The organism is Methanobacterium sp. (assembly GCA_016222945.1).
Taxonomy (GTDB): Archaea; Methanobacteriota; Methanobacteria; order Methanobacteriales; family Methanobacteriaceae; genus Methanobacterium_D.
This window is the reverse complement of sequence record JACRPY010000004.1, coordinates 83140-98118: the sequence shown is the minus strand read 5'-3', so window position 1 is coordinate 98118 and position 14979 is coordinate 83140. Positions and strand designations below refer to the sequence as shown.

General features: G+C 32.0%; 12 protein-coding genes. 5 read left to right on the top strand and 7 right to left on the bottom strand.

The annotated features are described in order from the left end of the window. Positions 1-65: 65 nt before the first annotated feature. From HZC47_06435 to HZC47_06420, 4 genes are all read right to left on the bottom strand, one after another. Positions 66-1409: a DUF460 domain-containing protein gene (locus HZC47_06435; GenBank protein ID MBI5680508.1), complete on the bottom strand. Its 1344-nt coding sequence runs from the start codon at positions 1407-1409 to the stop codon at positions 66-68. Positions 1410-1641: 232 nt separating this feature from the next. Continuing rightward, positions 1642-2445, bottom strand: coding sequence for a tRNA pseudouridine(38-40) synthase TruA (gene truA / locus HZC47_06430; protein MBI5680507.1), 804 nt, complete (start codon positions 2443-2445; stop codon positions 1642-1644). A gap of 170 nt (positions 2446-2615) precedes the next feature. Then, positions 2616-3971 (bottom strand): chitobiase/beta-hexosaminidase C-terminal domain-containing protein, encoded by a 1356-nt coding sequence (locus HZC47_06425; GenBank protein ID MBI5680506.1) that lies wholly within the window; start codon positions 3969-3971, stop codon positions 2616-2618. A gap of 90 nt (positions 3972-4061) precedes the next feature. Further along, complete coding sequence (locus HZC47_06420) at positions 4062-4481, bottom strand: hypothetical protein (protein ID MBI5680505.1); 420 nt, start codon at positions 4479-4481, stop codon at positions 4062-4064. A gap of 296 nt (positions 4482-4777) precedes the next feature. Between HZC47_06420 and HZC47_06415 the strand changes: the two genes are divergently transcribed. The 3 genes from HZC47_06415 to HZC47_06405 all read left to right on the top strand — a co-directional run bounded on the left by HZC47_06415 (position 4778) and on the right by HZC47_06405 (position 6953). Continuing rightward, entirely contained in the window at positions 4778-4999 is a 222-nt protein-coding gene (locus HZC47_06415; GenBank protein MBI5680504.1) for a hypothetical protein, read from the top strand. Between the two features lie 256 nt (positions 5000-5255). Beyond that, on the top strand, positions 5256-6098 hold the full coding sequence (locus HZC47_06410) for a PAS domain S-box protein (GenBank protein ID MBI5680503.1): 843 nt from the start codon (positions 5256-5258) through the stop codon (positions 6096-6098). Positions 6099-6200: 102 nt separating this feature from the next. Beyond that, complete coding sequence (locus HZC47_06405) at positions 6201-6953, top strand: 1-(5-phosphoribosyl)-5-[(5-phosphoribosylamino)methylideneamino]imidazole-4-carboxamide isomerase (GenBank protein ID MBI5680502.1); 753 nt, start codon at positions 6201-6203, stop codon at positions 6951-6953. Between the two features lie 97 nt (positions 6954-7050). On the opposite strand, the gene HZC47_06400 is transcribed toward HZC47_06405, so the two are convergent. Continuing rightward, positions 7051-8286 (bottom strand): phosphoenolpyruvate synthase, encoded by a 1236-nt coding sequence (locus HZC47_06400; GenBank protein ID MBI5680501.1) that lies wholly within the window; start codon positions 8284-8286, stop codon positions 7051-7053. A gap of 144 nt (positions 8287-8430) precedes the next feature. Here HZC47_06400 and HZC47_06395 point away from each other — a divergent pair, with 144 nt between their 5' ends. Next, positions 8431-8886, top strand: a complete 456-nt coding sequence (locus HZC47_06395; GenBank protein ID MBI5680500.1) for an adenylyltransferase/cytidyltransferase family protein — start codon at positions 8431-8433, stop codon at positions 8884-8886. Between the two features lie 113 nt (positions 8887-8999). Beyond that, positions 9000-11045 carry a PAS domain-containing protein gene (locus tag HZC47_06390; protein MBI5680499.1) on the top strand — a complete coding sequence of 682 codons (2046 nt, stop codon included), beginning with the start codon at positions 9000-9002 and terminating at the stop codon, positions 11043-11045. Between the two features lie 53 nt (positions 11046-11098). On the opposite strand, the gene HZC47_06385 is transcribed toward HZC47_06390, so the two are convergent. Together HZC47_06385 and HZC47_06380 are read right to left on the bottom strand one after the other, a co-directional pair. After that, entirely contained in the window at positions 11099-13288 is a 2190-nt protein-coding gene (locus tag HZC47_06385; protein MBI5680498.1) for a hypothetical protein, read from the bottom strand. A gap of 397 nt (positions 13289-13685) precedes the next feature. Continuing rightward, positions 13686-14900: a hypothetical protein gene (locus tag HZC47_06380; GenBank protein MBI5680497.1), complete on the bottom strand. Its 1215-nt coding sequence runs from the start codon at positions 14898-14900 to the stop codon at positions 13686-13688. Between the last annotated feature and the right edge of the window lie 79 nt (positions 14901-14979).

Sequence of the window (14979 nt, the reverse complement as noted above, 5' to 3'; positions counted from 1 at the left end):
AAAAAAATTCACAAATAAAGTCATTACAATTATGTAAAAAAAAATAAAATTAATTATTTAAGCTCCTATGGCCTTTTCCTTTGAGCCCTATATTCATCCATCACTTTAAAGAGCTTTTTTTCCTCTTCCTTACGTTCTTTTTCTTCAGTTTTAGTTTTCCACTTTTCTATTTCCTTTTCTAAAACATCTCTGTCAATAACTGCAAATTCATCGATAATTTCCATTTCTAATTCATCTGCATCGAGTACTGGCACCATATTTTTCTCAAATTCTTCTTCTGCAAGATGAGACATTTTATCGGCAGCTATAACTGCTTTTACAGCCAATTTAATTAATAATGATGCTGTTTGGGATCCTCCACCTTCAGTAGTTGATAAAAGAACTGTATCTCCTTTTTTTATCTTCCAATACTCATCTGCTTCCCTTATTCCTTCTTTAGTGAAATATTCAATAATTTTTACAGGCACTGCCTTTTTAGATAATTCCATTGCCCTAACTTTTTTTATGGAACGTAAATTCTCTTCAAGCTGTTCTCGGTTATTTTTTTCTTTAGTATATTTTTCTTGAAGTCCCTTTATGATTGCAATCTTTGAAGATATCTTCTTTTTAAGTAAAATATCCTTAGAATAGTTGTAATGTAATTTCTCTATTTTTTCTTCAAGAGAGGATACCTCATCTTTATATTTACTGGCATCTTCCTTTAAATTTCTATTTTTAAGCTTTAAACTTTGAATCTGCCTTTCTTGAGATTTCACTTTCAGTTTAAGTCTTTTTAAAGATTCTTTAATCTTGTTTATTTCCATTTCATCTGCAGAATCAATTTCTTGTTCTACTTCTTCAATTTGTGTTTCCAAATCATCTTTTTCATCAGGAACTTTTAAAATGCTATTTATCGCTTTACTAATGGGAGTTCCCAAAATAACCATTCTTTTAACTTCATCAACTTCCCCGAAAGATAATTCAAGTTTTTCTGCACGTTTTTCAATTTGCCTGAGCTTATTTTGATAGTGTTTATAAGTTTTAATTGCAGCTGCAAGTGCATCTCTTTCATGGGCATTTTCAGGATATTTAGTGGCCGATATTTCATTTAAATAGCTTTCCACAAGCTCTATTTTTGAGCTGACTGTGAATGTTTTATCTGGAGAAAATATTTTAGAATTAAGAGTTGTTGCAAGTTTTTTAACCATTTTTGGCGGGGGGTAAACATCTGTTGCAACTAAAATTGTTTTTCCATAACCTATAATATATTTTATTATTTCAGCTTTAGAAATTTCTTTACAGCTTTTAACCGCTATTAAATTACCTGAAAGGTCTAAAATGGCGATTCCTGCAGTTAATCCTGGATCGAATCCTACGATAATTAGTTTTTGTTTTTCAATCCGATTTTTTGAGCCTAAAAATAAATCCATCTTGTTATTTTCTTCTGTTTTACCCATGTTTTTGTATAACAGTGAATTTCCTCCTAAATGCATATTATTTTAGCAGAAAGACAGATAAATAGAAATTAAGTTGTTTAAAACTATATTTCTCTGTATAATAATTGAGATTAATATAATTTATATTTATTTATTAAACAATTAAAAATTAGAATATTTAATGTCACTAAGAATTAATACCCTCTAATTCAACTTATAAATTTCTCTATTCCCCTAATCCATCCATCATAACCTTTTCTACACTTGCAATAGTCCCATTATACAAATATTCTTCACCTAAAGCCTTTAAAAACTTCTCCCGCGCATAATCATCGTATTTAAATTTTACATCTTGATAAACGGTATCCATCAAAATAAGCCCTTCTGGAGGCATTGGAGTTATAGAAGCGTTACCTGAAGGGCCTAAAAACTTACGAACGTCATCAATACTCATATCATCATTTCCAGCCAAAAATAACACAGATGCAATCTTTCTAACCATGTTCCACAGGAAACTTTCTCCAATAACATCTATAATTAATATATTGTCCTTCTTTGAAACTTTAATCTCATCGATGGTTCTTATAGGGTTTCTTTCGCTTCTTTTTGAGAAATTAGAATAATCATGAGTTCCTTCCAGTATTTTAGACGCTTCTTCCATCTTATCTAAATCTAAATCTTCTTTACCTGCAATCACATATCTATAATGCCTGCTTTTTGCATATCTGGGTTTAAACCCAAATGGAACTCCTGCTTTAGCCAATATTCGTATACTTTGAGGTAATTGATCATTTATTTGATTTATAACAACGTCTTCAGGGGTTCTAAATGAAATAACATTTCCAAGGGCATGCACTCCCCTGTCAGTTCTACCAGCTATTGCATATCCTGAATCTTTTAAATTATCTATTAAATCAGCTGATTTTAATGCGTTTATAAGTTCATTTTCCACTGTGTTTACATCTGGTTGTCTTTGAAACCCATGGAAGTCTGTTCCTATGTATGCTACTTTTAAAGCCACTTTTCTCATTGATTCACCCTATTATTTTAAAGATTCTCCATTTTAATGAACATTTTATATAACTTTGTTATATTTAATATAAAAAAATTTTTTAAATATTATTCAGATTAATGAACCTGAAATTGGAAATTACATTGAATAAACATAAAAAAAAATAGAAAATGGAAATAAATAGTTAGTTATGTAAGTTGATAACTGTTCCCATACCTTGTTTCATACCGATATCCATACAGGTAATCCCTTTTGTATTTCCATTTAGTTTTCCATACATATCTTTTCTTTTTACCTTTTCCTACTTTAGCAAGGTACCGCACTGCATATTTTACCCTGTATTTCTTGTTACTTAGCCTATCTTGAACTGCTACTTGATAACTGTAGGGCATCAAAGCATAAATAGCATAGTATTGTGAGTTTATGCCTGAATTATTGTCTGAAACATCGAAAGCTATGAATTTTAGAATTTTTGAAGTTGCAATGTGTATAAAAGAGCTGTATTTGCTGCTGGATTTTGTAGGGTCTGTTCCATCCATTGTGTAGTAGATATCTGCCACTTTATTTGAATTTAAAACCACATCTACTGGATTGTAGTATGATCCTCCTGCTGGTGTTGCAGTTGCTGTAAGGGCTTCATTTCCTTTCCATCGGTTGTATGCAACATTTAAGAGAGGTAAAAATTCAAGTGTAGCTTTTTGGCCCCCTATAGAATTAGGATGGTCATCGCCATTGTGATATGGAGATTTTCCATCATAATCGGCCGCATAAACATGTTCTATATGATCACCAGTCCATCTGTGATGAGAGTCTGTTTCAGACAAAACACCATAAAAATCAAATGCAAAAACGTTTTTACCAGTATATCCCTTAAGCCATCCGTTATCTGTGTCAGTTAACCAGTTACAGAGATCACGTGTTAATTGATAGCTGCTTACATCAGTTTCGCCAGGAGGAGTGATTAAAACAAATAGTTTGTCTTGATGGGCCGCAAAATAAGGTAATAAACTGTTATAAATAGTTTTTTCATCATCAATGCTTGTTCCAACTTCACTTTGAGGATAACATGACTTAAACATTATGATTTCGTTTTCTCCACCAGGATTTGCAATGTTATTAGAATAAGCTGAATGGTAATCACTGCCATAAACATAAGGCATTTTACTGTCAGTAAACCACTCTGGCCAATTATCTGTGTTTGTACGATCCCCTAAATTATCACCAGGTTGAGCATCCCATCCATAATTAGTTTCACTAACATAGTAATTGTTGGTATTTAAAGCATTTCCTAAATTACCATTCCCCTCAGCCAGCCAGTTTCCACCAACTGAATGATGGATAAAAATCAGCCTTGTGGGTGTTGCTGGTGGTGCAGCAGAATCAGCAGCTAAATTTTGAACTTCTTGAGTCGAAGTTTCACAAGTAGTTACAGTTGAAGTTACAATACTCGTTTCAGAAGTTTCAGTAGCTGCTGCAGCGCCACAGGATACAATAAATATTGCCAATATGCCCCAAAATACTGCAAAATTTATTATTGGTTTCATTTTATCACCTTGAATTTAAATACATGATATTGATTTATAAAAACAATGCTATGGAATATACTATGTTTATTAACCCATAACCGCTTTTTTTTAAGGATATTTATGTATTCCAACACGTGGAGGAAATGAAAAACAGATGTTTGGATATTTTCTTTTAGATTCTTCCTCTAATTTTTCAATTATTTCATCTTCAAGCTCTTTTGTTTTGGTTGTTGACACAGAAAAAACATCACCTTCAAAAATTGCTTTTATATCCTCTTCCCCCAGTTTAATATCAAATTCTACTACATTATTGCTTTCTATATTCTCTAAAATATCATTTAATATATCATCAGATAATTTAAGGTATTTATCTCCTTCTGATTCGTATAGATTATCGTTTGTAGTTATTTTTTCTATTACAAATTGAGCGCATCCTTCAGTTCTCACGGCCTTTCTATTTGTCCAAAACAAGCTCATTAATAATTTCCTTTTAGAATCCATATTTCCCTTTATTTCTACAGATTTCAACTTTCCACTCTCCAAATCACTCGAAAATCCCCGATTTGTAAAATGCCCTTTTTTTAAGATATTAATATTATATTATGAATATAACTAATTAAAAAAATTTACTATTTATTACTTAACATTTTTTAAAAAACTAATTAAATTATTTTGATAAATCAAAACAATCACATAGTCAACTTATTTTAGATTATTTCATCATTTATTTTTCATCAATGGTTTTACATTAAATTTAATGACCATATACAAAAAAGATAAATAGTAAATGGAACAAATGAAAAATATAAAAAAAATAAAGAGGTATGAAACAAATGGGGTTATTTAAAAACAAAATTGCTGATGAAAAAACCAATATATATCCTGATCTCATAACAGAAATTAATAATTGTAAAAGTGAAGATTTAGAAGCTATACTTCAAAAAATAGAATCAGAACTGGAAAAAAAAGGAAAAAAAGATAAGCTTCTTTTATCTGCAAAAACAATGGTCACAAGCAAAATTGCATTAAAAAACAGTTCAAAATAAATATAAACTTCTAATTCAAGGAAATAAACATGCCTTGACCATCTAAAATGATATTTTCTTATGAAATTCATTACTTAGCTATGATTAACCTTTTATAATCCACATCACGCCCATATAGTTCTTATTTTAGAAATGTGGCCACTATTTTTTCATTGTACTCTAATTTTCAAAGCGAAAAACTTATTTAAAACAATTTAATATTATTTATATGTAGTATTCAAAATAATTGACTTTAAATGATCCATAGGAGAACAATATGTCCAGCATTAAAATTCTTGTTGTTGAGGATGAAAGCATAGTGGCCATGGATATTAAAAACAGGTTAGAAAGTATGAATTATATTGTGCCTGGAATAATATCCTCAGGAGAAGAAGCTGTAAAAAAAGCTGCAGAAGCCAAACCTGACTTAATATTAATGGACATCGTACTTAAAGGCGAAATGGATGGTATTGACGCAGCACAAATAATTAAAAATACTCTTGATATTCCTGTTGTGTATTTAACAGCTTATTCTGATGAAAATACCCTTGAAAGAGCTAAAATTACTGGGCCTTTTGGTTATATTATTAAACCTTTTGAAGATAGGGAATTGCACAGTGCAATTGAAGTTGCACTTTACAAGCATGAAATGGAAAGCAAACTAAAAGAAAACGAAGAAAAGTTCCGTTATTTATTTGAAGAATCCCAAGATGCAATCTTTATTACTGTTACCAATTGCAAATTCCAAGATTTTAATCCAGTAATGCTTGATCTTTTTGGATATAGTAAAGAAGAAATGGATAATCTCAGTTTTTCCAATTTATTTGCTGATCCAGAAGATTGGGAAAAATTACAGGAAACTATCCCTGAAAAAGGATATCTCAAAAATTATGAATTTAAACTAATTAATAAACAAAAAGAAGAAATAGATTGCATTGGCTCCCTTACCCTTAGAAAAGACGAAAAACAAGATGTATTGGGTTATTACGGAATTCTTCATGATATAACTGAACGTAAAAAAGCAGAAGAAGCTTTAAAGAAGAGTGAAGAAAAATATCGTAAAATTGTTGAAAAATTCCTGAAAATAGTGGGAGAAGTACTAACTGAAATTAAAAGCTAATACTTCCTAATATTCATTTTAAACCAGAATAAGTACTAAAAATTTAAATACATAGTTCTATTTTTATATTAATTATTAAATGGTGATTATATGACTAATAAAATATTTATAATTCCTGCAGTTGATATTAAAGATAAAAAATGCGTTCAATTGGTTCAAGGAATACCTGGTAGCGAGCAAGTAATTATTGAAAATCCCCTGGAAGTTGCAAAAGACTGGGAAAGAAAAGGTGCCAGTATATTGCATATTATAGATTTAGACGGTGCTTTTGGAGATAAAGAAAAAAATAGGGAGATAATTAAAAAAATAGCCCATGAAATAAAAGTTCCAGTACAAATGGGTGGCGGCATAAGAACCAAAGAAGATGCTGTAAAATTGCTTGAAATAGGTATTGATAAAGTTATTTTAGGTACTGTAGCAATAGAAAACCCTGAAATTGTTGAAGAGCTTTCCCAGGAATTTGGAAGTGAACGAATCATTGTTGCACTGGACAGTAAAGATTCTAAAGTTGTAGTTAAAGGTTGGAGCGAAAAAACAACTAAAAGTGCCCCTGAATTTGCAAAAATGTTCGAAAAAAAGGGTGCAGGAAGCATTCTATTTACAAATGTTGATTTTGAAGGTCTTCTTAAAGGATTTGACACAACACCCCTGCTAGAATTATTAAATACCGTGGATATACCTATCATTTATTCTGGTGGAGTTACATCTATTGATGATATTAAGAAGCTAAGTGAAACTGACGTTTATGGAGTTGTGGTGGGTTCTGCACTGTATAAAGGAAAAATAGATTTCAAAAAGGCCCTCGAAACTATCGTTTCGGAGCATCATAATCTCTCAAAATCTCCGATTTTGTAGTACAAACCTAATGTTTGTAAGCTTCGATTATGAAAGCCCTCGAAACTCTTTGATTTTCGAATGCTTTAATTAAATCTGATTTATTTTTAAAAAAAAATCAGGGCAAACTTTTCATTATAATCTCATTTTCCCTATTATAAACCGTTTTGCGTATTTTAAGTATTTGATCAGGATTTGTTGAAACGCAATCTATTCCCATTTCAACCAGTTTTTTTACTATCTCTTGATCTCCTCCTGCATGGCCACAGATGCAGCTTTCTATTCCTTTCTGGTTACATTTATTTATTACAAGTTCCACCATCTTTAAAATTGCAGGGTGCATAAGATCAAAATGTTTTGCAACTCTTACTCCTCTTCTATCAACTGCCAGGGCACACATTGCTAAATCACTCATGCCCAGTGTCATAAAATCCATGCCTTCTTTTATAAATTCATCAAATGTAAAAACTACAGACGGTGTTTCCACTGAAACTCCAACATCAATGTCTTTATGGGGCTTTAACCCAACATCCTTAAGAATCTTCTTGGATAAGATATACTCACTTATATCTCTTACAAATGGGATTTTAATTCCTAAATTATCATATCCTTCATCTAAAAGGTATTTTATGGCCATAAACTCTGCTTTTAGTATTTCAACATCGTTTAAATCTCTGTATATTCCTCTAAGTCCTAAAAGAGGGTTTATTTCATATGGTTCATCTTCGCCACCTTTCAAGTTAACCAATTCATCTGTAGGAATATCAAATGTTCTAAACCACACAGGTTTAGGGTAAAACGCATCCAAAATCTCCCTTACACCCTCTTTAATGGTTTCAGTTAATTTTCCTTCTTCTAATAACTTCCTTGGGTGTTTTAATGTTCTTACAACCATGTTTTCAATTCTTATGGAACCTACTCCATCTGAATACGGTGCAGCGCTTTTAGCTATTTCTGGAACGTTTAAATTTACTTTAATTTTTGTTGCAGGATTATAAATTTCAAATAGTTCTTTTTCACTTTCAAATTCTATAAATCCTCCATAAATGTTACCTGTTCTCCCATCAACAGTTACTATCATTCCATTTTCAAGAATATCGGTGCCATTTTGGGTTCCAACTATGCAGGGAACTTTCATTTCCCTCAATACAATAGCTACATGGCTAGTTATTCCTCCATAGTCAGTTATGACTCCACCCGCTTTTTGGAGGTGTAGAAGCATGTCTCTGGAAGCTTTAGAAACTACTATTATTTCTCCTTCCTTAATTTCTAAAATATCTCCGTTATCTTCTATTTTCCTTATTTTTCCTACACCCACATAGGAACTGGTACCAATCCCTGTAAGTAATTTCATAATAATTACTTTATATCCCTTATTAAAGAAATATATTTACATTTATTTACATTAAAATCAAATTAGAATAGGAAATAACTTAAAAAATGAGGATTATTAAACAATTTTTATCTACTCTTAGATAAAAATAAACAAGGTGAATACATGAAAACAGTAATGGCAACAGGAACATTTGACATAATACATTCAGGACACGGATTTTACCTCGAAGAAGCAAAAAAACTTGGTGGAAATGATGCAAAGCTGATTGTAGTTATTGCAAGAGATGCTACTGTAAGGGCTAAAAAAAGAGTGCCAGTAGTTTGTGAAGAACAGAGATTAGAAGTTGTGAAAATGTTAAAACCAGTTGATGATGCTTATTTAGGACATACAGGAGATATATTTAAAATTGTAGAAGAAATTAAACCAGATATAATTGCTATAGGGCCAGATCAGCATTTTGATTTGGATGAACTCAGAGAAGATCTTAAACAGAGACAAATTCACGCCGAAGTTATTAAGGTAACTAATTATAAGGACGCGCCCCTTGACAGTTCCTGTAAAATAATTAAAAAGATTAAAAACATGGAATTCGATGAAAAAATCTTTAAGAATTGTTGATTTTAAAATTTAATTAATATCATGATGATAAATCCAGTTACACTTATTAAACCATAATTTTTTAGTGACCACATTACAAATATAATTATACTAATTAAATTGGCGGTTTTTATATGAATGAAGAATATTTAGCTTATGCAGCGGGATTTGCATTAACATTTTTAATATCACTTGTCTTAGCTTTATACGCCTTTAAAAAACGTTCCATTAAATTGCATACCTTCTTTATTCTTGTAATGTTTTCTATATGCATCTGGTCATTTGGTTCGTTAATGGAATTTATATCCCCTGAAATTTCAACTAAAATTTTTTGGTCAAAGTTTTGTTGGATTGGAATAACTACAGTTTCTCCATTTTTATTTTTATTTGTTTTAAGCTACAGAAAAGATGAAAAATACCTTAAAAACTTTTATATCGCGCTTTTAATGATAATACCATTAATTATAACTTTTTTGGCATTTAGCAATGAATGGCACCACTTAATATGGACAAATATCATTCCTATTTCTACCAACTTCGGTACCTTACTAATTTATAAACATGGGCCAGCTGTTTGGCTCAATCTAATTTATTCCTACCCTCTACTTTTAATTGGAATGATATTAATGGTTCATATGTTTATAAATTCTCCTAAAATTTACAAATTACAAGTTGCAGCTGTTTTAGTAGGTATAGCTTCCCCCTTAATTATCAATATATTTTACCTAACACGGATTTCACCAGTCTTAGTAGATCTTACCCCGATCGCATTTGCAATAACAAGTTTATGCGCTGCTTTAGGAGTTTTCAGATTTCATTTATTGAATATTCTCCCTGTTGCCCACCACAAACTGTTTAACAACATGACCAACGGATTTTTTGTAGTTGATAGCAATGAAAGGTTACTGGAAATTAATTTAACGGCAGAGAAAATGTTTAGAATAAATTCAGATGAAATTGGCAACACATTCAGTGATATTTTTGGAAAATGGGAACAATTAATGTCTTTTTTTCAAGCATCGTCTGAAAATAATCGTGATTTACTTATAAATGAGAAATGGTACAATATACAAAAAACTCCATTATATGACTTGGAAAACATTTCATATGGGCATCTGTTTATAATCACAGATATTGATAAACATAAAAGAGTTGAAGAGGCCTTAAAAGAGAATCAACGGACACTTGAAACTTTGATAAGTAATTTACCAGGCGTAGCTTATAAATGCATGAATGATTCTAACTGGACAATGGAATTTGTAAGTGAAGGTTGCTTTGAATTGACTGGATACCATCCCGAAGACATTATTATGAATAAAAAAATATCTTACGGAGATATAATCCATCCAGACTATCGAAAACACGTATGGGACAATATACAAAACGCTATAAAATTAAAATTACCCTTTGAAAATGTTTATAAAATAAATACTGCAGATTCAACTGAAAAACATGTTTGGGAGCAGGGAATAGGAGTATTCTCACCAAATGGCGAATTAATTGCGTTAGAAGGATTTATAACAGATATAACAGATAAACAGCGTGCTGAAGAAGAGCTTAAACTATCATTGGAAGAAAAAAATATTCTTTTGCAAGAAATTCATCATCGGGTTAAAAACAATATGCAGATAATATCCAGCTTATTAAGCCTCCAGTCGAGTTATGTTGATGATGAAATGACTTTAAACAATTTAAAGGAAAGCCAAGAACGTATTAAAGCTATGGCTCTTGTTCATGAAAAACTATACCAATCAGATAATATTGTAAAAATTAATTTTGCAGATTATATTAATAGTTTAGTAAATGAGCTTTTTAATTCATATCGCGCCAATAAAGGTTTAATAAGATTAAATATTGACGTTAATGACATTTTTTTAGATATTGACACTGCAATTCCATGTGGTTTGATAATAAATGAACTTATATCCAACATTTTTAAACACGCATTTATTGAAGGAAAAAAAGGAGATGTTTACATAAAATTCTTCAAAATTAAGGATAAATACACATTAATTATCAGTGATAATGGAATTGGATTACCTTCAGATGTAGATTTCAATAATACAAAAACTTTAGGTTTACAATTAGTCAATGCATTGGTAAATCAGCTTAAAGGCGCTGTTAAAATCAGTAGAACTAATGGAACTGAATTTATCATTAAATTTAGCGGTGATAATTAATTTTAATTCTATTTAAAAAAAAGAAAGAAAAGGAAAGAAATATATGCGCATGCCTAAAATGGCAAAGAGGCATATGTTCCTTTTAATGTGTATGTGCCTGTGTTCCAGTTGTTTATAACACCGAACGTGTTTTTACTGCTTATGGCATCTGCATTGTACCATTTACCATTTATATAAAGCTGTGCCCAGACATGTCCGTATACATTACCACTTGTAAATGTACATGTTCCATGCATGTATCTTGCTGGAATTCCCGCTGCTCTTGAAAGTGCTATCACAAGATGAGAAGTGTCGACACAATTTCCTGTTTTGGCATTCAATGTGCCTACTGCTCCATATTTTGTATTGTAATAGAATGAATAGCCTAAGTTGTCTCTTGCCCAGTTAAAGATTTTAACACCTTTATCATAGGTGGAACTTATACCATTCGTAAGTGATGTTGCAAGTGCTTTTATACGGTTGTCATTTACCTGGCAGTTAGCTGTTGGCTGAAGGTACTGTTGTAGTTCAGTTGGAATATCCGGTGAAGGATTTGAATTCCAAGGATTTACTTCAACATAGCTTGGTAATCTACTGTTTCCGCTGTAAAAGTTCAATATCTTTGAGTAGATGTAAATGGCTGATTCATATCGGATATCGCCCAAAGAACTTGTTATGTAATTTGGTGCATCACCATTTGAATCTATAAATGACCGGATTCTCTGTGCAATATCTAAATACTCTGCTTTATTTATTGATCCAGTTACCTGATCACCTGTTGGGCTTCCAGGGGAATTTACACTCTTTAATGTTACGGGTGTTGTTATTCCTCCATTTAACTGTAATGTGCTTACAGTCATTAGCCTTAGCATTTCAGGCATTGAAATCTGCTTTGTACCTATTTGCACGTAATTTGGAAGTCTACTATTAGCATCGATGAAAGATTTTAGACTTGTTGCGGCACTTTGAATCTGGCTTAGTGTGAATTTAATTGAATTGTCATTGGGGTTTGTGAAGAAATCATTGTCCATTAATCCATATCTGAATAATACATATCCAGATGCTCCGTTGTTTATTGCTGAATTAACGTCTTCTTTTAGCTCATTTGCTGGTATTACTCCCAGATTATTATCAGATTCGTATGTTTGAAGGCCTGCTAAAACTGGCTTTCCACCAGAATGGTCCACTATCCATTTTGTAGTTGAACCAACCCATGCTGTGTCCTTATTATAATTTCCTTTGTAAATCATTGGTACAAGGAAATCAAGGTACGGTGCTAGTTTAACGTAATCTTGTCCATAGTAATATCCGTTAACTGATGTTTCAGGCATTAAAGCCGCTGAAATAGCTGCTTTAGGTTTTACCTGTTTTACTGCATCGTAAACGCGTTTTACGAATGAAGTAACTGCTTCAGTTCCTCCTGCATTTTTATATGCAGTACCAGGATATCTTACATAGTCAAGATGGATGCCATCTATATTATAATCTCTTGCAATTCCTGTAATTGAAGTGATTAACGAATCGATTTTTGATGTGTCGTAGCCTGTTCTTACTTCATCTTTGTATGCGTATTTGTAATTCCACTTGTAAATCCATTTATACTTCCATTTATACTTCCATTTACCTTTAGATTTATACCAATACTGGTACTTTTGTTTGTACTTTGTTTGGTATTTTTTTACTACATAGGGAACTTTTACTGTGTAACTGTATTTACCTTGAGGATCAATCCAATTTCCATTGGCGTCCTTAAAGCATGTTATCCATGCATGAACTCGTATGCTTGTACCACTAAGCTTGTTTAAAAGCGCTGTTAACACGCTTTGATATGTTGGTGTTGTAAGTAAGTTAGATTTGATGAATATATCTGTAATTCCTGCTCCTTTTATTTCATCTATATTTAAAATGCCCACATCTTCGGCTTTTAGCCATATTCCATGAACATTTTTAAATTCATCTCCTGCGGCTTCATTAGAATTTTGAACGTATGTTATATTACTGCTATTTGAGTTTTCACTATTTTCACTTGAATTAGAAGAATTTGATGTTGTTTGTAGATTTTCATCTGTTGTGTCACTTGCAGGTTCTGATGCTCCTTCATCAGCACATCCTGCCGTACTTTGAATAGTCTCGTTATTCTGGTTGTCTGTTAAGTTTTCTTGAACTATACTATGATTTGGGATTATTTCTGGAGTCTGTGAATTTTCTGTGGCGGCATATATATTTGTTGCATTTATCAATGCTACACCAAATATGAGCAACATTGTAAGCAACAAAAGTCGCTTCATTTATATTGCCTCCCAGTTTTTCCAGATGTCAATTAACACCATTTGGAGTTATTGACAAAGAACTATGGTGTTTTTGAACATATAAATCTTTTGATTTAAGCTTTTTAAAAACATGTTCATAGCACTCCTTTTTGAATTTAAAGGCATGAAATAAGGGATTAAATTAAAAAATTACATTTATTAATTACTGATTTTTCAATTAGTATTTTCAAATTGACTGGAAATTAATTTAAAAAGAATATTGAATTTACATATGATATGAAGATAGTAATCTAAAATTAATTGATTTTTGACGATTTTATGAATTATTTAAATTTTCAAAAAAAAATAAAAAAAAGGATTTTTCTCAAATTCTTAAAAAAAAGAATTTGAGTTACGGGTTAACATATCCATTCCAGTTAAGTAATCCATACCTGAAAAATGCAAATCCTAATGCTCCACCATCTTGCGATTTCCAAACATCATTTAATAATTCACTGTATGGTATTGGTGTTGGTTGTGAATCAGAACGGTATGTTTGGAGTCCTGCTATAATTGGAGTTCCACCAGAATGGGTTGCAATCCATTGTGTAGTTGCTTGAATCCATGCTGTACTTTGTCCATAGTTTCCTTTGTAAATCATAGGGACCTCATAATTAAGATATTGTCCCATTGCTGAGTAACATTGCCCGTAATAAAATTCGTTATTGCTTGTTTCTGGCATTACTGCTGCTGTAAGCCACGCAGTAGGTCTTACCTTATCATGTACTCTTTTAACAAAATTAGTTATTGTATCTCTTGCTGCAATGGCTCCTCCTGGCTGGTTATAAGCTGCATTAGCTCCAACTCCTGAGTATCTAACATAATCCAGATGAATTCCATCTACATAATTACCCATACCATCTTTTACAGTCGAAACATCTCCAATGTAATTGACTAAAGTGTCAGTATAAGATGTATCATATCCCGTAACTGTGTTATATCCGTAAACTGGTGTGTATATCCACCCTTTTTTGTACCGATACTTAATGATATATTTACCTCGTTTCTTGACTTTGTAAGCAACGAGCTTTTTACCCCATCGTTTTGTTGAATAGAGATAAACAGGCACTGTGTATGAATAAAACCCTGAAGGATTCACAAAAGAACCTCCATTTTTAAAACATACCATCCATGCATGTACTCTAACATTAAGTGGGTGGAGTGCATTCATAGCAGCTATCAATTCCGGAACATAGTTAGCACCACTGGTTGATCGTGTTAAAAAATATACATCCGTATATTTACTTGCTATATCCGCCGGATTTATGGTCGATAGTTGCGAAGCCCATATATATATACCACGTATAACTATTGCATTGGTAGATACATCCCCTGCAGCTGCAGGTGCTGTAGATACCTCAGGCGTGTCAGTGGAACAAGTATCCGTTGAGCAAGTACCAGTTGAACCCGTATCCGTTGAGCAAGTACCAGTTGAACCAGATTCAGATGTTCCAGCGCTTCCTGGATCAGTAGAACCATCTGATTGAGTAGTTCCATCCCCTTCTACTGCAAATGCCCCGCTAGTTCCAGCAATCATCATAAATGCTAGAAATATGGCAATTGCCATTTGTCGTTTAATATTACCGCCTCCTATTCCAAAGATTGTTATTACACGATGGAAATTTAGACATAATTATTTAATTTAT

Coding starts and splice junctions, on each gene's coding strand:
- truA (MBI5680507.1), bottom strand. CDS start 2,445: ATGAGAAAAGTGGCTTTAAAAGTAGCATACATAGGAACAGACTTCCAT.
- HZC47_06380 (MBI5680497.1), bottom strand. CDS start 14,900: ATGGCAATTGCCATATTTCTAGCATTTATGATGATTGCTGGAACTAGC.
- HZC47_06400 (MBI5680501.1), bottom strand. CDS start 8,286: ATGAAATTACTTACAGGGATTGGTACCAGTTCCTATGTGGGTGTAGGA.
- HZC47_06395 (MBI5680500.1), top strand. CDS start 8,431: ATGAAAACAGTAATGGCAACAGGAACATTTGACATAATACATTCAGGA.
- HZC47_06415 (MBI5680504.1), top strand. CDS start 4,778: ATGAAACAAATGGGGTTATTTAAAAACAAAATTGCTGATGAAAAAACC.
- HZC47_06425 (MBI5680506.1), bottom strand. CDS start 3,971: ATGAAACCAATAATAAATTTTGCAGTATTTTGGGGCATATTGGCAATA.
- HZC47_06390 (MBI5680499.1), top strand. CDS start 9,000: ATGAATGAAGAATATTTAGCTTATGCAGCGGGATTTGCATTAACATTT.
- HZC47_06410 (MBI5680503.1), top strand. CDS start 5,256: ATGTCCAGCATTAAAATTCTTGTTGTTGAGGATGAAAGCATAGTGGCC.
- HZC47_06385 (MBI5680498.1), bottom strand. CDS start 13,288: ATGTTGCTCATATTTGGTGTAGCATTGATAAATGCAACAAATATATAT.
- HZC47_06435 (MBI5680508.1), bottom strand. CDS start 1,409: ATGGATTTATTTTTAGGCTCAAAAAATCGGATTGAAAAACAAAAACTA.